A 19,919-nucleotide genomic window follows, 5' to 3' on the forward strand; every position below is an offset into this window, starting at 1 on the left:
CAATAAACTATCTCGCCGCAATTGCTCTTGTTTCTACAATCATCGCAGGGGGGTAATTGAGTCCTCAGCCTAGAGCACTCTTGGCTGACAAAGGCTATGATGCAGATTGGCTTCGGGAGGCACTCACCAAGCGTGGCATTAAGGTATGTATTCCGTCAAAGGCAAACCGCAAAGTGCCGATAACACATGACGTTACGCTCTATCGAAAGCGGCACAAAATCGAGAATATGTTCGGAAAACTCAAAGACTGGCAGCGCATTCACATAAGATATGACCGCTGCGCTCATACATTCATGTCTGCAATCTGCATTGCGGCAACAATCATCATCTGGATTAATCAATGAGTCCTGACCCTAGAAATGTTTGAAAAAGCAGACCAGATAAGGCGCAGCTTCTTCCTTAACAGTTCAGAAACACCAAACGTTTCAGTGAACATTAAGGCGCTGAGTGTACCTGAAAACATAAAAGCAGCGGTCATGCAAATTGTGGGCACTTGCGTTACCGGAACACCTCAACAAAAGGATGTTGTTTCCATCTATTGGCCTGGTGAAGGCAGCAATCGTACATCCAAGTTTCTTATTTTTACTGATAGCTGGAATGAAGTTGCCAGCGCCAGCGCCCATGGTCACTATTTCGTTTACTAGATCAAGGGAAGATAAGACAAGAAAGCCCTGGACGTTTTCGTATCGTATTTACCACACAAGGAAAACCTGTATCGTTTCTTGTCGATTTCAGTGCTTTATTTCCAGCTTATAATAAAGCGCTGCTAGAGGGTTTTCAATGCAAAGAAATCAGGTGACGATCTGAGTTGTCACATTACAGTGCCGTTGTTAGCGCGGTTACGAGGCTTTTTGCAAGGTTTTCTCAGGTTGTATTTTTGAGCATAAATGAATGATATTCATACATTATTCAGCTTTAGAAATCGCATTTCAAACTAGAACCCACCCTGCTATAAATATTATGGCGACCAAGTTGAAATTTCCACTTCTGTGTAAAGTAGAAATGTCATTTTCATCCCACATGCAACGTCAAGCCCCCGTTCTGAGCGGCTGGTCAGGGTTGCAAACGAGGAATGGGGGCGATATATGCCTCAACTGAGATGGATATTGGTTCTAATCATCAATCGATTGAACGGAATTAACAAACTCAATTATGATCTCTGTAATTTCATCAGGTATCTCTAAATTTGGAAGATGAGCAACATTATTTAGCTCTTTTCCTCGCCCTTTGAATACTATTTTTGAGATATATTGAGACCTTTCTTGAATATGAGGAAAATCTAAGCTTCCCCATAATACAAGTATAGGCATCTCTATTTCATGTAAGTGTTGATAGGCTCGCACTTGATCCCGATCAGAACCTATTGGTGAAGATTTTAATGCAGTATCATACATATCAAAAAATAATTGCCTTACTTGCCCTTTAATACACCCCTCACAAGCAAGTGGACCGTCAAGCCAAAGCCTTGCCTTGATTGCATTTATTTCATTGTTTTTTTGTGCTGTGATAGCTTGGGTTTGACGAAGTAATAGCTCTTTTATATCAATTGGGTAATTCGGTTCTGGCGCGCCACTCACAGACGGTGAGATGAGCGCAACGGCTTTGATCTTCGATGGGTGCAACAACGCCGCGTCCAAAGCAATTTTTGCGCCTTGTGAGCACCCGATTAAAATGGTGGGTCTATCTTCAGAATATGCTTCGATTACAGCCATTAAGTCAGAAATAGAAGAAAAATCTGTTGTTTTTGCACGTGTTTTACCAAACCCTCTTCTGTCGTATGCTATGGACTTACAATAACGTCCTAACACCTCCATTTGAGAATGCCACATACGGCTATCACAAACATTTGCATGCAAAAAAATAACTGGTTCGCCGCCACCTATAACCTCTGTCCATAGTGCTGCATTCTCGGTAAAAATGTGAGTATATTTTCGCATTTTTTCATTCATTTGATCCGGCTCGACTTAATGATTGAGCGCTTCGCGTGATGGCAGTTGGGTCATTGATGAAATTAGTCCTCCGGCCCGGTTTACGGCCATTCGGCTGATAACCATTTTTCTGGCTGTTACTCTTCACCTTTGGTTGTGGCATCTGCTCTTGCTGCTCCTTAATGAAGGCAAGAACTTCGCCAAGCCGTTTATTCTCAACAATGGCAGTATGGCTCACGTGATCCACATCAAACATCTTGTAGCGCAGAGAAAGTCCTCTCCAACGGATATCAAGACGACCATCGACAAAGGCATAGGTATCAACATATTTACCAACCAGGCCACGAGTTATATTATTGTCTTCCAGCATAATTCTTTTGCGCTCAAAGGAAAATGTTAATTGGGCACCAACATAGCGTTGCTCGCGTTTACATAGAATATCACGAAGGCGATCATCCGTTATATTCAATGGTTTATGCATATTATCAGAACGGGCAGGGAGCTTGGAAAACTTAGCATTATACCGCATCATAAACTCTGGTAAGAAAGCATTGCCTGCCTCCATATCTGATATCCCAGCCAGTCGGAGTTCCTTGACCAAACGATCCTGCAATGTGCGATTTGCACGTTCAACACATCCTTTCGCCTGACTGGAATTCGCACATAGAATCTCAATATTAAGTTCCGAAAGTACACGCCCGAATTGTGTCATGCGCTGGCCACTTTAGCTTCGGTCTTTGCACCCCGAAACACGGAATGTTTGTCGGAGTAAAACGCTATTGGGCGACCATGAGTATTGAGTTAAAGTTCTAAAGCCTCAAAATATGTAAAAGCACTTTCCGAGCGCACAAAAAGCAACTGCATCAACGTGCTGGTGGCATCATCAATGAAAACAAGCAGTGTGCAGGGTGGCCCGCGATCTTCAAACCATCGATGATCAGAGCCATCAATCTGGATCAATTCGCCATAGAATTCACGCCGTAACCGTGGCTGATGAAATGTCCGGCGCTGCTTGCGGGAAAGCCAAATTCCGGCTTCCTACATCCATTTACGTAAGGTCTCACGCGACACGCTCAGCCCATGATGTTCAGCCAATTTCTCCGCTGCCAATATCGGGCCAAAATCAAGGTAGCGTTCGCGAATTAAGGTCAAAGCATAATCGCGGATACCATCAGGCAAATGATTGTTTAACCGACATCCACGGCTTCGGTGTCGAATGCTGGCTGCGCCATCATTGATAAAACAATCCAACAACCGATGAACATGGCGCTCGCTCAAAGCCAGAACATGCGCTGCGGATGCAAGCGTCATCCGGCCTTCAATACGATGTAATTCTCGCTCGCTCATTAAAATCCATCCCATCTGCAAACTCCCACATCCTCAAATGCGAAGAGTGTGACATTCTTACTTTGCAGAAACAGGACATTTTAACTTTGCGGCTAAAAGAACCCACCCTGGATAATATATTATGGAACAATAAAGTGTATTTTGTATTTCACCAATTCGGCAATTTTAAAGATCAATCGGAAATGTAAATCCTGCTTTCACGCGATCCATCACCACCATGGTTTTGAAGCCTTTGATATCGTGGTTTTCATAAAAAAAACGACGGGTGAAGGCTTCATAATCCTCCATGTCTTTGGTGGTAATAACCAATATAAAATCAGCGTCTCCCGTTACATAATAGCCAATCATAACTTCTTTGGTTGTACGTATCGCCGTTTTGAAACGGTCCACAATATCCGCTCTTTCCCGTTCAAGCGAAACGAGAACGATCATTGTGATATTGCGCCCGACAGCTTTGGGGGAAACAATCGACACGTCCGCCTCAATAACCCCCTCGTCCCGCAAACGCTTCAAGCGTCTTTGACAGGCTGTCGGAGATAGATGCACGATTTGTGCGAGCTCTTCTGACGTCATGCGATTGTTTTTTTGTACCGCATCCAGCAATGCTCTATCAGCCCTATCTAATGTCATTATGCATAATTCCTGCTCATATATGTGAAATGCGAATAATTTCTGCATTTTAATTTCAATCATTGCAGAATTTATATCATGTCGAGCAGTTAGACTTGTGTAAACCCCAAACGGAGTTCACGCATGAAAAACCTTGCCTCTGCCGCGATTAAAAATTTACGGCGACCTGATCTGATCGAGCACCGTGCTTTTATAAACGGGACATGGGTAGCTCGCGAGCAAACAACAAAAGTTATCGATCCTGCAACCAACGCATTTTTAATGGATGTTACCGCTTGCTCGCTTAAAGATGCAGCCAATGCCGTTGACTATGCGAAGGAAGCTTTTGTCCGGTGGCGTGATTTTTTGCCTGTTGAGCGAGGGCAAATCTTGCGCAAATGGGCCATGCTCATGCGTGAAAATGCGCAGGATCTGGCAACAATAATGACCGCTGAACAGGGCAAACCGCTGTTAGAAGCACTTGGCGAAATTACTTATGGCGCCAACTTTTTGGATTGGTTTGCCGCGGAAGGTGAACGCGCTTATGGCGAAACAATCCCAAGCCATTTACCAGGCAGTCGTCTTTCGGTGCAAATGCAGCCTTTGGGCGTCACAGTGGCGATTACACCTTGGAATTTCCCTTCCGCGATGATCACACGCAAAGCCGGTGCGGCCTTGGCTGCGGGCTGCACTATGATTGTCAAGCCTGCTCCAGAAACACCGCTTTCGGCACTGGCCCTTGCTAAACTGGCTCAAGAAGCTGGTTTGCCGAAAGGTGTTTTGCAGGTAATTACTGGCGAAGCGGCACCATTGGCACGCCATCTGCTGGAAAATCCCCATGTTCGCGGTTTTTCTTTTACCGGCTCAACTGAGGTCGGGCGTATTTTGCTTACTCAATCTGCTGCCACAATTAAAAAGGCATCGCTGGAACTCGGGGGGCATGCACCATTTATATTGTTTGGCGATACTAATCTGGAACATGCTGTTAAAGGCTGTATGAGTGCAAAATTTGCTACATCCGGACAGGACTGTTTGGCCGCAAACCGTATTTATGTGCAGCGTTCTATATATGATGCATTTGTTGATAAATTTGCTGAAGCGGCCTCCAAATTAAAAGTCGGACACGGACTGCAAACGGACACAGATATCGGGCCCATGACGCGTCCGACTGTGGCAGAAAAATGCAGGCAACAAATTGCGCAAGCAATCTCGGCCGGAGCGCGCCTTGTATGTGGCGGACAGGATAGTCCGTTGGGCGGAAATTTTGTGAGCCCGACCGTGTTAGCAGATGTCACAGACGATATGCTGATTGCGCGTGAAGAAACCTTCGGGCCGGTTGCTGCCATCTTATCTTTTGATGACGAGGAAGAAGTCATCAAGCGGGCAAATAATACGGAAATGGGCTTAGCCGCCTATGTTTATACCAATGACCTTGGCCGCGCCATGAGGCTGACCGACCAGCTGGAATACGGCATGGTCTCTGTCAATACACCAAAATTCACCGGAGCACCGATACCATTTGGCGGCTGGAAACAGTCCGGTCTAGGGCGTGAAGGCTCACGTCACGGTCTCTTTGAATATCTCGAAGCAAAATATGTCTGCTTCGGCAATCTTGCTGCATAAAGGATTTTTATCATGACTGTTGACTATAAAAAAATCGCCGAGATGGATCGTAATTCAGTTTTACATCCTTTCACGCAGCTGAAAGATTTTGCCAGCGGGAAAATGGGTGATCCGACTATTGTAGAAACCGGCAAAGGCATCCGGATTCAAGATGTTCACGGCAATCAGTTAATTGATGGTTTTGCAGGCCTTTATTGCGTCAATATCGGTTATGGCCGTGCGGAAGTGGCCGAAGCGATTTCCCGCCAAGCTTATCGTCTTGCTTATTATCATTCCTATGCTGCACATACGACCGATGAGTTGGCGATTTTGTCTGACCGTCTGGTGAAAATGTCGCCGGGCAATATGAGCAAGATTTTTTATGGCATGTCTGGATCGGATGCCAATGAAACACAGGCCAAATTAGTTTGGTATTATAATAATTTACGCGGCAAGCCGAACAAGAAAAAGATCATTTCGCGTGAACGTGGCTACCATGGTTGCAGCGTTGTTTCAGGTTCTATGACCGGCATGAGTTTTTATCATGATCATATGGACTTGCCGCTCGCAGGCATTTTGCACACCGGCGCTCCCCATTATTATTGGGGCGCGGAGGCCGGAGAAACCGAATTAGAATTTTCCAAACGCCGTGCAGTTGAGCTCGAACAGCTTATTTTGCGAGAAGATCCAGATACAATTGGTGCGTTTATCGCCGAACCAGTGCTTGGAACTGGCGGCATTACTCCTCCTCCGGAAGGTTATTGGGAGGAAGTGCAGAAAATTTTGAAGAAATACGACATCCTGCTGATTGCTGATGAGGTCATCACCGGCTTTGGCCGCACCGGTTCGATGTTCGGTTCTCAGCATTATGGCATGGAGCCAGATCTCATTACTGTGGCGAAAGGGCTGACTTCGGCATATTTTCCACTTTCAGGCGCGATTGTCGGCAAAAAAGTCTATGATGTGATGGAAGACGCTGCCGATCGTATTGGTTCCTTCTCGCATGGCTACACTTATTCAGGTCATCCGATTGGTGCCGCTGCTGCCAATGCAGTGCTGGATATTGTTGAAAAAGAAGATTTGCCGGGCAATTCGCGCGTCGTCGGCGCTTACTTTCAAGAGCAATTGAAAAACAAATTCGCACAGCTGCCTATCGTTGGTGAAGTGCGCGGGGTGGGCTTGATGGGAGCAATTGAATTTGTTGCCGACCGTGAAAAGAAAACCCGTTTCAAGCCGGAGCAAAGCGTTGGTGCGCGTATTTCCAAAGCTGCACGCGAGCGTGGATTGATTGCCCGTGCGATGCCGCATGGCGATATATTGGGTTTTGCGCCACCGCTTGTCACCACCAAAGAGGAGGTTGATGAAATGGTCTCAATTGCCGAAGCCGCAGTGCGTTCGGTTATGGACGAGCTTACAAAATCGGGTGAAAAAATCTGATTGAAATTCAACCGGCGGGATATTTTATTTCGCCGGTTGATCTTGTTCGTCTAAAACAGCTTGTGCTGTGTATAGTACTTCATATTTAGTAAAAACTATGCATAATGTCATGAAATGATCGTTATATAAACGAGACAATTTCATGTTCAATCAAATCAATATTTATAAAAATACGCCTTCCACTTCGTCGAAGTCTGTCGTTTGGAATCCCCAAATTGTCAAGCAGAAGGGGGAGACAAAACATGCCGCACTGACAAGTTGTATCATTACTGACATTGAAGCAGGCATTTTAAGGCCGATGGATCGTATGCCCACGCATCGCGATCTGGCGCATGAACTTGGGCTATCAATCCAGACTGTCAGCCTTGCTTATAAAGAGGCCGAACGTCTTGGCTATTTGAGCGGCGAGATCGGCCGAGGAACCTTTGTCAAATCACGCGTCACCGAGCGTGCAGGGCGTATGATGCTCGATCACAGCCCGAATGAAGTGCTCGATTTATCGATAATACGTTGTGTTTATCTTGATGAACATGAAAACGCTTCACGCGAAATATTGCTCGAACTTTCTGAAAGTGACAATAGCAGTTTCATGCGGCCTTGCCGGCCGATTGCCGGACTAGAGCACCATCGGGAAGCTGCACGCGCATGGTTGCAACCAATCGGCATAACAGCAGGCATTGAGCGTATTCTGGTAACCAATGGTGCAGCACACAGTATTTTTCTGGCGTTAAGCTGTGTTATCCGTTCAGGTGATGTGGTGCTGTGTGAAAACCTGACCGATCACGGCATTATCGGGCTTGCCAATATTTTAGGGTTTAGTCTTAAAGGCTTGCCGACGGATGAGGAAGGTATTTTGCCCGATGCACTTGAAGCTGCCTGTTCTGCTGGCGGTGTGCGGGCAATTGTGCTCGTCCCTACCCTCAACAACCCGACCAGCCATGTGGCGAGTGCGCTGCGTCGGCAGCAAATTGCAACCATTGCCGAGCGTTATGGGGTTTTTGTGATTGAGGACGAGGTTTATCGTCCGATTATCGAGGATGATCTGCCTGCAATTTCGCAGATGTTGCCTAATCTCGGTTTTTTCATCACCAGTTTCACCAAGACGGTCATGACCGGTTTGCGCGTTGGTTATCTGGTGGTGCCACCAGCCTATTCAATGCGGGCTGCTTCCATTTTGCGCGTGTCCAGTTGGAGCGGAACCTATCTTTCAGGCGAGATCGCTACGCGTTGGGTGGGAAATGGCACAGCACAGCGTTTACTCGGCATACAGCGCGATGAAGCACGACAAAGACAAATGATTGCCTGCAAAATTCTTGGCGACCATATCGCATCAAGCCATCCGCTCTCGCTCTGCGCTTGGCTGAAAGTACCGGCACATTGGACTGAGGACGGATTGGTGCGTGTGCTGGCCAATCAAAATGTTGCAGTAACCCCTTCCGAACCTTTCATTGCAGGCCCCGGTCATGGTGGCGGTATTCGCATTTGTCTTGGCGGACGCATGAGCCATCCAGGGCTAACCAAAGCCTTGACGACAATCCGTCATGCTTTTGAGCAATTGCCGCCGGTGTTTGATGTGGGTGCAATTGGATGACTTGAACCTCACAATAATTGTATCATGACATTATATTAATTGACATGATTTTGTTTCTCTCTCACCATGACAATCATGATGAGAGATTTTCAACCAGTCACCAGAGCAGAAAAAGTATCGGCGGATAGTCTTCCCGTTACTCTATCCGATATCGAACATGCGGCTGCACGTATTGATAAATTCGTGGTGAGAACACCTCTTGTCCAATCCAATAGGCTGTCTGCCCTCACAGGCCAGCCTGTTTATCTCAAACTTGAAACACGCCAGCCCATCGGGGCTTTCAAATTACGCGGCGCTATCAACGCCATTCTTTCTCTTGATGAGAAAAAACGCGCTCAGGGTTTGGTCACTGCATCAACCGGTAATCATGGCCGCGCCGTAGCCTATGCAGCGCGCGAACTTGGATTAAAAGCCACCATTTGCATGTCAGCACTTGTGCCGGCAAACAAAGTCGATGCCATTCATGCGCTTGGCGCGGAGATTTGCATCACCGGCATGTCACAGGATGATGCTCAAAACGAAGTTGCAGAGCTGGTGACGAAATGTTCGCTGACTTCCATTCCGCCTTTTGATGATGTCAATGTCGTTGCGGGTCAAGGTACAATCGGGCTCGAGATTATTGAGGAGCTGCCGGAGCTCAGTACAATTTTAATCCCTCTTTCCGGAGGCGGTCTCGCAGGCGGCATAGCTGTTGCGGTTAAAGCGCTCCGGCCACAAGCTCGCATCATCGGTATATCAATGGAGCGCGGCGCTGCAATGGAAGCCTCTATCCGTGCCGGTCAGCCTGTTGAGGTTACCGAAGAGGAAAGTTTGGCAGATTCCCTTGGCGGTGGCATTGGTCTCACCAATCAAGTGACTTTTCCTCTTTGCAGTGCACTTCTCGACGAAATCATCTTGTTGAGTGAAGAAGAAATAGCTGCAGGCATCCGCCATGCCGCGCAAGAAGAAGGTGAAACCCTCGAGGGCGCCGGAGCGGTCGGTATTGCGGCCCTTCTCGCAGGAAAAATCAAACTTAAAGGGCCAACTGCCATCATCATCTCAGGCGGAAATATTGATGCTGCAATGCATCAAAAAATTGTCGAGGGAGGCATTTGATGAGCCGTATCTGCATACTCACAGAGAAAGACTTGCGGGCTATTATCAAGCTTGATCTGGCTACGATTGATTGTGTTGAGGCAGGTTTTGCAGCACTGGCGACAAAACCCGTCGCCATGCCGCCAATCTTGCGATTGGATATTCCTAAATATCGTGGAGAAGTGGACGTCAAGACGGCTTATGTGCCGGGACTCGATGGTTTTGCCATCAAAGTCAGCCCTGGCTTTTTTGATAATCCCAAACTTGGCTTTCCAAGCTTAAATGGCTTGATGATTTTGCTAAGCGCCCGTACAGGGCTCATCGAAGCTTTATTGCTTGATAATGGCTATCTTACTGACCTGCGCACCGCTGCGGCCGGTGCTGTGGCTGCCCGTCATTTGTCGCGTGAGAATTCATCAACCGCAACAATTTTTGGCGCAGGCATGCAAGCTAAATTGCAGCTGGAAGCTTTGTTACTGGTTCGCCCGATCAATTCTGTTCGGATTTGGGCAAGAAATCCCACCAAAGCTGAAATCCTTGCCAAGCAATTGTCTGATCAATATCCGCTTGAAGTGAAAGCCTATAGTGATCCTCGTGATGCCGTTAAGGCTTCTGATATTATCGTAACCACCACGCCTGCAGAACAGCCGATATTTTTTGAGGATTGGCTTGAAAAAGGTCAGCACCTGACCGCGATGGGTTCTGATGCAGAGCATAAAAACGAAATTGATCCGGCAGTTTTCAAGCGTGTGACCTATATAGCTGACCGGTTGGCACAGACGCGTATTCTTGGCGAATTACATCATGCCATTGCCGCAGGAGCAGTCGAAAGTGATGCATCATTTGCCGAGCTTGGCGATGTAATTGCCGGAAAAGCGGAAGCGAGAAAAGACGAAAAGACCATCACTTTTGCCGATCTGACCGGTACAGGCGTACAAGATACAGCAATCGCAAATTTAGCCTTTAACCGCGCAAAAGATGCGGAATCCGGCCAAATCATTAAAAATGATATTAAAATGGGAGATGCGGCGTGACAATAGCGCTGAATTTTACACCTGGGGAATATGCCGAACGTTTATCGAAAACCCGCCAATCCATGGAAACCGCGGGTATTGATCTTTTAATCGTAACCGATCCTGCCAATATGCATTGGTTGACCGGCTATGACGGATGGTCGTTTTATGTGCATCAATGTGTAATTGTTCCGCCAAGCGGTGAACCAATCTGGTATGGCCGCAAGCAAGATGCCAATGGCGCAAAGCGCACAGCCTATCTCGATCATGATAATATCATCGGCTATCCGGATCATTATGTTCAATCAACAGAACGCCATCCGATGGACCTTCTTGCTCAAATCATTGATGAACATAAATGGGCAAGCCTCAAAATCGGCGTTGAGATGGATAATTATTACTTCTCCGCCGCAGCCTTTGCGTCTTTACAAAAACATTTGCCTAATGCTCGTTTTAAAGATGCGAATGGTCTGGTCAACTGGCAGCGCTCTATCAAAAGCCCGACCGAGCTTGATTATATGCGCAAGGCCGGAAAAATTGTCGAACTTATGCATCAGCGTATCGTAGATATTATCGAGCCAGAGATGCGAAAATGCGATCTGGTAGCAGAAATTTATGATGCCGGCATTCGCGGCACATCCGAATTTGGTGGCGATTATCCATCAATCGTGCCCCTGCTGCCGTCAGGTATTGATGCATCCGCCCCGCATTTGACATGGGATGACAAGCCGATGCGTATCGGCGAAGGCACTTTTTTCGAGATTGCAGGTGCTTATAAACGTTATCACTGCCCGCTCTCGCGTACGGTTTTTCTTGGTAAGCCGACGCAGGCATTTCTTGATGCGGAAAAAGCAACACTGGAAGGAATGGAGGCAGGTCTTGCTGCGGCAAAACCAGGAAATAGCTGCGAAGATATTGCCAATGCTTTTTTTAAGGTTTTGAAAAAATATGGCATCATCAAAGATAATCGCACTGGTTATCCGATCGGACTGTCCTACCCGCCGGATTGGGGAGAGCGGACGATGAGCCTGCGTCCGGGTGATAAAACCGAGTTAAAACCGGGTATGACTTTTCATTTCATGACCGGCCTTTGGCTGGAGAATATGGGGCTGGAAATTACCGAAAGCATCGCCATTACAGAAACAGGCGTTGAGTGCTTATCGAATGTTCCTCGCCAGTTGTTCGTGAAGAGCTGATGCCATGCTGAATAGTTTACAACGCTCCTCTCCTATTACTGCCACGGTTGACCTGAACAAAAAAGGCATACAGCACGGCCATTTGCGTCTGCCTTATAGCCGTGACGACAGTGCATGGGGGTCGGTTATGATCCCGATCTGTGTCATCGCGAATAATGAAGGGCCGACTGCATTACTCACAGGCGCCAATCACGGCGATGAATATGAAGGCCCCGCCGCACTTTTTGAATTGGCTCAGACGATTGATCCGGCTGAAGTCAATGGCAGAATTATCATTGTTCCGGCGCTCAATTATCCGGCCTTTTGTGCCGGTACCCGTACATCGCCAATTGATCGGGGCAATCTTAATCGTAGTTTCCCCGGCCGAGCAGACGGCACTGTTACCGAAAAGATTGCCGATTATGTAACGCGCTATCTGATACCGCTTGCCGATATTGTGCTTGATTTTCATTCAGGCGGCAAAACACTCGACTTTCTTCCTTATGCGGCCGCACATGAATTGCCGAACAAAGATCAGGAAGCCAATTGCTTTGCGGCGGTGCAAGCATTTAACGCTCCTTTTTCTATGAAAATGCTCGAAATTGATGCTGTCGGCATGCTTGATACAACCGTTGAAGAAATGGGCAAAGTGTTTGTAACCACAGAACTGGGAGGGGCAGGCACTGCAACTGCTACTTCCATTGAGATTGCCCGAAAAGGCACCTGCAATATTCTTCGTCATGTTGGCATATTAAAAGGTAATATTGATATCCGGCCTAGCCAATGGCTGGATATGCCATCCGATGATTGCTTCACTTTTGCCCAAAATGACGGCTTAATTGCCTTTAACTGCAATCTGGGGGACAAGGTCAAAAAAGGCGCGACTATCGCCCGCATTTATCCACTAGGTAAAACCGGAATTGCCCCAGTTGAATATCATGCAGCTTTAGATGGTGTATTGGCTGCACGCCACGTGCCCGGCCTTATCAAGACGGGTGACTGCCTGTCCGTTATTGCAACAATTACGGAGACAATCTGACCACCCAATCACAGTGAGATTCGAAAACGAGCCACTGAAATTAAACAGGAGGAGAATAAAATGACTATGATGAAAACTGCAGGTCTGGCAATTGTTGCCTTGAGCTTGTCCATTTCCGCCGGCAATGCTCTGACCTTGGATGAAGCCAAAGAGCAAGGCTATATCCGCGCTGCAACAGCCAATGAAGTGCCCTATTCTTTCATGCAGTCCGATGGAACATCTGCAGGCATTGGACCTGATGTCGCCAATGCTGTTTTGAAATCTATGGACATCGAGGATGTTAACTGGACGGTTACACCATTTGGAACCCTAATTCCGGGGCTTAAGGCCAAGCGTTATGACTTTACTGCAGCCGAGCAAAATATCTCGCCGGAGCGTTGCAAACAGGTCGCTTTCACCGAACCAAACTCATCTTATGGTGAAGGGCTTCTGGTTAAAAAGGGCAATCCTAAAGGCCTGACAACTTACGCTGATATTGCTAAAGATCCGTCATTGAAAGTGGCTGTTGTCTCAGGTGCTAATAATGTTGATTTTCTGCGCGCTGTCGGCGTTAAAGAAGATCAAATTATTTATATTCCAGCCAATGCTGACGCTATTCCAACGGTACAAAGCCGTGCCGATGCTTATGCCGCAACCGAGCTGACCGTCTCGGAGCTTGCCAAAGGGCAGACACAAGTCGAGCAAGTCGAACCATTTGAAGATCCGACCGTCAACGATGCCCCAGTACGTAATTACGGTGCTTTTGCCTTCAGACCTGAGGACAAGGATTTGCGCGATGCATTCAATGCGGCTTTGATCGAATTCCGCAAGACTGACGAATATAAAACAATTCTTAGCAAATACGGTCTCTCTGAACAAAGTATTGCGGCAGCATCAGAAAAAAACACCGCCGATCTTTGTGCTGGCAAATAATGGACAACGTGTCCGGCCTTGTCCGGACACATCCTGCTTGCTAACCGGAGGAGAAAAAGATGGACTGGACAGCCTATCTGCCGATGCTGTTGCAAGGTGCTGGCGTTACTATGACAATCACGCTTGCTGCCATTGCTGTCGGCGCTTGCCTTGCTTTTATCTTTGGCCTCATGCGTGTTGAAGGCGGGCCTGTTCTTTCAACAATTGCGCTGTGTTACACGGAAGTGTTTCGCGGCACCTCGTTGCTGGTTCAGCTTTTCTGGTTTTACTATGCATTGCCCCTCGTCGGACTCAGTTTGGATCCGATCACCACCGGCATTCTGGTACTGGCAGCTCATGCGGGTGGTTATGGCGCTGAGATTGTGCGCGGGGCAATGCAATCGGTTTCAGTGCAACAGCATGAAGCTGCGCGTGCATTGAATTTCAACCGGTTTCAGACCCTTTATCGTATTTCACTGCCGCAAGCAGTCGTAGAGATGATGCCGGCTTTCGGCAATCTTGCCATTGAGACATTGAAGCTTTCTTCTTTGGTCTCATTCATTTCAATTGCCGATCTGACATTCTCTGCTCAATCTATACGCAACATCACTTTGGATAGCACGAGCGTCTACACTTTCACACTGCTCGGCTATTTTGTGATGTCGCTTATGTTGATGCTGGCAATCCGGCTGATCGAGCATTTTGTACGTCGCGGCAATGCCTTTCCCCGCATAACACATTCATGAGGATAACACGCTATGATGTATGGTTATGAATGGGATACAACAACATGGATCAGCTATACAATTTCGATCCTGCCTATCATTCTTATTGGGCTGACGGTTACACTGAAAGCCGCGGCTGCCGGATTTTTGATTGCATTAGTGCTGGGACTGATATTTGCTTTGCTGCGGCGCAGCCGTAATAAAGCAATCTCCTGGACAACGGCCTTTATCGTCGAGTTTCTGCGTGATACTCCGCTCTTGGTGCAATTATTCTTTCTTTATTATGTGCTGCCGGAGTTCGGTATTGTCTTGCCAGCATTTATGACTGGTGCATTGGCATTGGGTTTGCAATATGCAGCTTATACGTCGGAAGTTTATCGTGGCGGTATTGAAGCTGTTCCGCGTGGTCAATGGGAAGCTGCAACCGCTCTTAATTTGACGCCTTTTCAAGCCTATCGCGACATAATCATACCTCAGGCAATCCCTCGCATTTTACCGGCAATGGGCAATTATCTCGTTGCTATGATTAAAGAGACACCGGTTTTATCCGTCATTACTATTCTGGAAATGATGGCTCTAGCCAATATGATCGGTGAACGAACTTTTGAATATCTGGTGCCGCTGACGCTTGTCGGCCTGATCTTTCTCCTTTTGACGCTGATTTGCTCGGCCGGACTTCACCGCTTGCAAAAAACGCTTCCCAAAGCAGGAATACCATTAAGATGACCGATAATATGACATCACCTACCATCATTGAATTTTCCGAAGTAAATAAACGCTTTGGCGCTTTGACAGTGCTTGATAATTTTAATTTCAAAGTGGAAAAAGGTGAAAAAGTAACCCTAATTGGCCCATCAGGTTCTGGAAAATCAACTGTTTTGCGTATTTTGATGACACTGGAACCGTTTCAGGAAGGTCGTTTGACACTTGCAGGAACTTCTTATCATGAAGATGGTGGTAAAGGCCCTTTTTTAGCATCCGAAAAACATCTGCATCAAATCCGCAGTCATGTTGGAATGGTGTTCCAAAGCTTCAATCTCTTTCCGCATATGACCGTTTTACGCAATGTTATCGAAGCGCCAATACGTGTGCTTGGCATTGCAAGGGCAGAAGCGGAAGCAAGAGCCATTGAATTACTCAAAATGGTCGGGCTTTCTGATAAAAAAGACCACTTTCCTTCACAGCTTTCCGGCGGTCAGCAACAACGTGTTGCCATCGCACGTGCGCTTGCCATGCGTCCGCGCGTATTGCTCTTTGATGAGCCGACATCGGCTCTCGACCCGCAATTGGTTGGGGAAGTTCTTGCTGTTATCCGTGATTTGGCGCATGAGCATGATTTGACCATGCTTTTGGTTACACATGAAATGCGTTTTGCACGCGAAGTTTCAGATCGCATTTGCTTTTTTGACAAAGGGCGTATCTGTGAAGAAGGTAGCCCGGATCAAATTTTCGGTAACCCGAAACAAGAACGAACCCGAGAATTTCTGTCATCTGTTATTGATTATAGTTGATCGAATTCTTTGATGAGAAATGGCCTGTGCTGGCGCAATGTACCGAAAGATTATGTCCTCAGAGGTATCGGGCTCACCAAGTATGAGCTAAATTTCAATTCGCATTTTTTGCGATAGATTTAGCTGTCCATTTACTATGTTGATTTCAGGAATGCAGGCATGTGATTACAAAAACACAACCTTGAGAAGCCAATGTCATGACGCTTACCGCAATGATTGGCCAGTTTGTAATACTGTGTTTGCAAGCAAATTTTAATTCATAAATTTTGACAGAAAAAATTGTAGATCTATATTTTCAAATACCATATTTAAAACACATAATACAAATTTACGATTGGATTGTTGCTTAATAATGTTTTATAATTAATGGAAAATCATTTCCGGTTTACCACTAAAATTGAAAGCGTCCTGTGCAAAATAGAACCGTTCAGACATCACCGCATGGGTTAGACACCAGCAACCTCAGTTCATTGCAAGCAGAAATTGCACGTAAATTAATGCCATTGATACAATCGGGCCGATGGGCTGTAGGTGAGAAGATTTCTGATGCTGCATTGTCTCGGGAATTTGGTATTTCCCGCACTCCAATTCGTCAGGTTCTGTATTACCTGATTGAAAAAGGCATTATCACTCAAACCGATAATCGTGGTTTCACGCTGCTCAATACGCCACTGACAACAGATCAGATGGAAGAACTGGTTCCTCCTTCTGACGTTGATACTTTATACCACCAGCTGATGCATGCGCGTGCCAATGGCATGATCGGCGACGAGGCATCAGAAACTGAGCTGGTGGAACAATTCAATTCATCGCGCGGTGTTGTACGACGCACGTTGATGCGCTTGTCTTCCGAGGGGCTGGCAGAGCGGCGCGATGGCCATGGCTGGCGTTTTGCCGAATGTCTGGACAACAAACAATCTGTCAATGAATCCTATGCCTTTCGCACAATTATTGAGTGCGGTGCTATAATGGAAGATACATTTAAACCAGATCTTGCCGAGCTTGCAGCACTGGAAAATGCGCAACAAACGCTACTCGATATGCCACTGGCAATGATTAAGGGCGCGGAATGGTTTGAGGCTAATGCTAATTTCCATGAAACTGTAGTCTCATGGTCGGGCAACCGTTTTCTCATTCAATCAATCCGGCGACAAAACAGCCTGCGCCGTATGACCGAATATGCGGAATTTGCCGAGCTAAGTGAAACAGGTGTGCGCAAAGCAGCCCGCGATCATCTGGCTATTCTTGAAGCTATTAAAACCGATGATCGTAAATTAGCCTCGGCTATACTGTACCGTCATCTCAGCCGCTCCTACGTATCTGCAGACAGCCGCCCTGCTGCTGCACAAGATTAGTTTTGCTGCCAAATGGTTGAGCATATTTTCTGCCGTGACATCTGTATAGAACGAGGCGAACCACTGGCAGGGGCAGGCAGTGCTGCAAAACGTTATATATTATTGCACTGGCCGCGTGCGCATTGGCGGGTTCCGCGCACGCAGTCTCATACTATGCCGGTGGAACTTGCCGATGCGATCATGACCGCCAATGCTGCGGGACTGCATGTGGCACTGGTCGATGGCGATGATATTGCCCTGAGCTGTGACAACATCAATATTACACAAATCGAACCGCAAAAAGCAGCACAACTGATCTACGAGCTGGCGGACGGCGCTAAGCTTGAGGGGGAAAAGGATAACCGCATCACAATTGTCTGCTGTACAGATGCCAAACAAGACCCATGCTGTGCCCGATATGGTTTTGCGACATGGAAAGCCCTCAAAGCACAAGCTGACCCGCAACATTTCCGCATTCTGCAATCCACACATCTGGGCGGTTGCCGGTTTGCTGCTTCTGTAATCGTGCTGCCGCAACGTGCTCGCTACAGCCGGTTGCAACCTGAAAATATTGCAAATTTTCTTGAGCATATAAAAAAGGGCACGCCCTATCTGCCAGCCTATCGTGGTAACCCAGAGCTTGATGCACTTTCACAAGTGGCGGAACATGCTGCACTCACATGGGCGCAGGAGAAAGGACTGCACGGCAACGTCTCTTTTCCTCACCCAATAATCGAGCCGCATGATGGTACAAGCATCATCATCGACACTGTAATTGGCAGTTATGTGTTGGAGATATCATTACGCAAAACCAGTTTTCCGGTGAATACACGCTGCGTAACATTAAAAGATGAAAGCGACCCGACGCAAATAATGCGCTGGATCGCAGTGAATATCAGAGTGAAAATTTAGATTTTTTGTTTATTTTGCGCGTAAAACATCCGTGAAAAATGCTTTGACTGATCCCTGAATAGCAGTTCCGTCATGGGAGACACCGGCAACAGTATCAAAACGCGGCGTAAGGCCAAGTTTCTGCAATGATGTCTCTAAGCAACGCAACCGGTCAACACGGTTTTCACCGCTATCGTTAATACCATCGATCCACAATGTTGATTGCAGCCCTACGGTGACATCCCATATTTCGGTATCCTCATCACCGATGACAAGTTGGATAGCCACCTGTTTCATTGCTTCCACATCAAGAGGACGTCCAAAAATCGCATCGGTGTCTTTAGTGCCGACCCACCATGATTTCTGATCATCCGGCAGTGTTACCGTACCCGGAGCACCAACGGAAACACCAAGCAAACGCTGCGGATAGAGATAGAGAAAACGATGGACAAACTGACCGCCGCCGGAAAAGCCGTGTAACAAAAACTTTTCTTTTTCAATGCGATATTGCGCAGCAACTTCTTCAATCATATCCAGAAGGATCAAATCATAACGGATGCCTTCATAAATAATACGCTTATAATTATGAAGCTCGCCCTGTTTTCCGATAGCACATGGGAAAAGTGGCGCCAGCAAAATGCACTCATGCTCTTCAGCAAAATCTATGAATTCATCACGCAGAATATCTGCATCACGCAAACTGCCATGCACCAACACAACAAGCTGGTGAACCTTATCGCCATCTGGATTATAACTGCTTGGAATATAGCAGCAGTAAGAAAAACGTTGATCCATCCGTGAAGCGAAAAACGGCGTTCTGCCCAATTCATAGAAGTTTAGTTTTTTTGACATTTATAATCTCCCTTGATCCCTCAAGCCCATTATTTTTCCATGGCATAAGCGGCCAGAACTTTGCCAAGATGCGCAAGCGATGCTTTCAATGCGTCGTAACCAGCATTACGCTCACGCGTGCCCTCATCCATGTAAAGGCGGCGATTGATTTCAAACTGAAGACTATTGCGGTTGTGACGCGGATTTGAATAACTCTCTGTCAGCTCCGCTCCCCTGAACGGCTTATTGATCGCCACATCCAGCCCGCACCCGCGCAAAGTTTCTGCTATCAGATTAACCAGCTCCGGTGAGGCCGATGTACCATCAAGATCGCCAAGGCAAATATCCGCCCGCACCGTACCTGCAGGATCGGAAGAAATAGCGTGTCCCACCGCCGTCATCGAATGGCAATTGATATGATAGACCCGCCCGAAACGCGCATAAACCGCATTCAGCAATGCCGCTAACTGCCGATGATAAGGCTGCCAGTAGCGCGCAATCCTGCTTTCTGCCTCGGCAACACTTAGTAAACGGTCATGCATCAGCTCATTGCCCCAGGCATAGCGCCACATCAGCCCCATACCGCGCTGTGCGGTGGGGCTGTTACGCACCGGATAAGGCCAGTCCCCCTCCACCATCTGCACATCCATATCAAGACGGGAGCGGTTCACATCCAGAAAACTACGCGGAAAATGCGCTTTCAAAAGCGGTGCACCAATATCCGGTATAAAGGAAAACAGATCATCCACATGGGTATCTGCCGCAACACGCACCCTCTCGACACTCACCGCCGGATGAAAATCATCCGGGATTTGCAATCCGCTATGAGGACTGTCAAATACCAATGGCACAAGCGGGGCACGGGGCACTACAACAGAAAGAACGCCTTCAATTTCAATAGGTTCAATTTTATCCAGCATC

Annotated in this window: 20 protein-coding genes and 1 pseudogene; 16 read left to right on the plus strand and 5 right to left on the minus strand. The window is 47.1% G+C overall.

Annotation, left to right across the window (positions count from 1 at the left end):
• Positions 1-56 precede the first annotated feature (56 nt).
• The 3 genes from JNC77_RS16040 to JNC77_RS16050 are packed head-to-tail and all read left to right on the plus strand — an operon-like array spanning position 57 to position 799.
• On the plus strand, positions 57-344 hold the full coding sequence (locus JNC77_RS16040; RefSeq protein ID WP_374834313.1) for a transposase: 288 nt from the start codon (positions 57-59) through the stop codon (positions 342-344).
• Positions 345-359: 15 nt separating this feature from the next.
• Positions 360-644, plus strand: a complete 285-nt coding sequence (locus tag JNC77_RS16045) for a hypothetical protein (protein WP_374834315.1) — start codon at positions 360-362, stop codon at positions 642-644.
• 11 nt (positions 645-655) lie between these two features.
• Positions 656-799 carry a hypothetical protein gene (locus JNC77_RS16050; RefSeq protein ID WP_374834360.1) on the plus strand — a complete coding sequence of 48 codons (144 nt, stop codon included), beginning with the start codon at positions 656-658 and terminating at the stop codon, positions 797-799.
• A gap of 313 nt (positions 800-1,112) precedes the next feature.
• Here the strand turns inward: JNC77_RS16050 and JNC77_RS16055 are convergent, their stop codons facing one another.
• The 3 genes and pseudogenes from JNC77_RS16055 to JNC77_RS16065 form a co-directional block, all read right to left on the minus strand.
• Positions 1,113-1,949 carry an alpha/beta fold hydrolase gene (locus tag JNC77_RS16055; protein WP_374834317.1) on the minus strand — a complete coding sequence of 279 codons (837 nt, stop codon included), beginning with the start codon at positions 1,947-1,949 and terminating at the stop codon, positions 1,113-1,115.
• Positions 1,942-3,290 (minus strand): annotated as a pseudogene (locus tag JNC77_RS16060) (ISNCY family transposase). The gene JNC77_RS16055 and the pseudogene JNC77_RS16060 overlap by 8 nt, the downstream one beginning before the upstream one ends.
• 150 nt (positions 3,291-3,440) lie before the next feature.
• Positions 3,441-3,908, minus strand: coding sequence for an Lrp/AsnC family transcriptional regulator (locus tag JNC77_RS16065; protein ID WP_374834362.1), 468 nt, complete (start codon positions 3,906-3,908; stop codon positions 3,441-3,443).
• Positions 3,909-4,028: 120 nt separating this feature from the next.
• Here JNC77_RS16065 and JNC77_RS16070 point away from each other — a divergent pair, with 120 nt between their 5' ends.
• The 13 genes from JNC77_RS16070 (at position 4,029) to JNC77_RS16130 (ending at position 18,188) form a co-directional block, all read left to right on the plus strand.
• Positions 4,029-5,507 (plus strand): NAD-dependent succinate-semialdehyde dehydrogenase, encoded by a 1,479-nt coding sequence (locus JNC77_RS16070; protein ID WP_374834319.1) that lies wholly within the window; start codon positions 4,029-4,031, stop codon positions 5,505-5,507.
• Positions 5,508-5,519: 12 nt separating this feature from the next.
• Positions 5,520-6,923: an aspartate aminotransferase family protein gene (locus tag JNC77_RS16075; RefSeq protein ID WP_374834321.1), complete on the plus strand. Its 1,404-nt coding sequence runs from the start codon at positions 5,520-5,522 to the stop codon at positions 6,921-6,923.
• A 142-nt stretch (positions 6,924-7,065) separates the two neighbouring features.
• Positions 7,066-8,514, plus strand: coding sequence for a MocR-like ectoine utilization transcription factor EhuR (gene ehuR / locus JNC77_RS16080; RefSeq protein WP_374834323.1), 1,449 nt, complete (start codon positions 7,066-7,068; stop codon positions 8,512-8,514).
• Positions 8,515-8,580: 66 nt separating this feature from the next.
• A complete protein-coding gene (eutB, locus tag JNC77_RS16085; RefSeq protein ID WP_374834325.1) occupies positions 8,581-9,609 on the plus strand; it encodes a hydroxyectoine utilization dehydratase EutB in 1,029 nt (342 codons plus the stop codon).
• Positions 9,609-10,622, plus strand: a complete 1,014-nt coding sequence (eutC, locus tag JNC77_RS16090; protein ID WP_374834327.1) for an ectoine utilization protein EutC — start codon at positions 9,609-9,611, stop codon at positions 10,620-10,622. Before eutB ends, eutC begins: the two co-directional genes overlap by 1 nt.
• Positions 10,619-11,797 (plus strand): ectoine hydrolase DoeA, encoded by a 1,179-nt coding sequence (gene doeA, locus JNC77_RS16095; protein ID WP_374834329.1) that lies wholly within the window; start codon positions 10,619-10,621, stop codon positions 11,795-11,797. Before eutC ends, doeA begins: the two co-directional genes overlap by 4 nt.
• Positions 11,798-11,801: 4 nt before the next feature.
• Positions 11,802-12,815 (plus strand): N(2)-acetyl-L-2,4-diaminobutanoate deacetylase DoeB, encoded by a 1,014-nt coding sequence (gene doeB / locus JNC77_RS16100; RefSeq protein WP_374834331.1) that lies wholly within the window; start codon positions 11,802-11,804, stop codon positions 12,813-12,815.
• A gap of 60 nt (positions 12,816-12,875) precedes the next feature.
• Entirely contained in the window at positions 12,876-13,727 is an 852-nt protein-coding gene (ehuB, locus tag JNC77_RS16105; RefSeq protein WP_374834333.1) for an ectoine/hydroxyectoine ABC transporter substrate-binding protein EhuB, read from the plus strand.
• Positions 13,728-13,786: 59 nt separating this feature from the next.
• Entirely contained in the window at positions 13,787-14,452 is a 666-nt protein-coding gene (gene ehuC, locus JNC77_RS16110; RefSeq protein ID WP_374834335.1) for an ectoine/hydroxyectoine ABC transporter permease subunit EhuC, read from the plus strand.
• 12 nt (positions 14,453-14,464) lie between these two features.
• Complete coding sequence (ehuD, locus tag JNC77_RS16115) at positions 14,465-15,157, plus strand: ectoine/hydroxyectoine ABC transporter permease subunit EhuD (protein ID WP_374834337.1); 693 nt, start codon at positions 14,465-14,467, stop codon at positions 15,155-15,157.
• A gap of 8 nt (positions 15,158-15,165) precedes the next feature.
• Positions 15,166-15,942 (plus strand): ectoine/hydroxyectoine ABC transporter ATP-binding protein EhuA, encoded by a 777-nt coding sequence (gene ehuA / locus JNC77_RS16120; protein ID WP_374834363.1) that lies wholly within the window; start codon positions 15,166-15,168, stop codon positions 15,940-15,942.
• Between the two features lie 410 nt (positions 15,943-16,352).
• Positions 16,353-17,297 carry a GntR family transcriptional regulator gene (locus JNC77_RS16125; RefSeq protein WP_374834339.1) on the plus strand — a complete coding sequence of 315 codons (945 nt, stop codon included), beginning with the start codon at positions 16,353-16,355 and terminating at the stop codon, positions 17,295-17,297.
• Positions 17,298-17,309: 12 nt separating this feature from the next.
• Positions 17,310-18,188: a sucrase ferredoxin gene (locus tag JNC77_RS16130; RefSeq protein WP_374834341.1), complete on the plus strand. Its 879-nt coding sequence runs from the start codon at positions 17,310-17,312 to the stop codon at positions 18,186-18,188.
• 9 nt (positions 18,189-18,197) lie between these two features.
• On the opposite strand, the gene JNC77_RS16135 is transcribed toward JNC77_RS16130, so the two are convergent.
• Together JNC77_RS16135 and JNC77_RS16140 are read right to left on the minus strand one after the other, a co-directional pair.
• Positions 18,198-19,019 carry an alpha/beta hydrolase family protein gene (locus JNC77_RS16135; protein WP_374834343.1) on the minus strand — a complete coding sequence of 274 codons (822 nt, stop codon included), beginning with the start codon at positions 19,017-19,019 and terminating at the stop codon, positions 18,198-18,200.
• Between the two features lie 29 nt (positions 19,020-19,048).
• On the minus strand, positions 19,049-19,918 hold the full coding sequence (locus JNC77_RS16140; protein WP_374834345.1) for an N-formylglutamate amidohydrolase: 870 nt from the start codon (positions 19,916-19,918) through the stop codon (positions 19,049-19,051).
• Between the last annotated feature and the right edge of the window lies 1 nt (position 19,919).

It is taken from the genome of Paenochrobactrum pullorum (assembly GCF_041929845.1).
Taxonomy (GTDB): domain Bacteria; phylum Pseudomonadota; class Alphaproteobacteria; order Rhizobiales; family Rhizobiaceae; genus Paenochrobactrum; species Paenochrobactrum pullorum.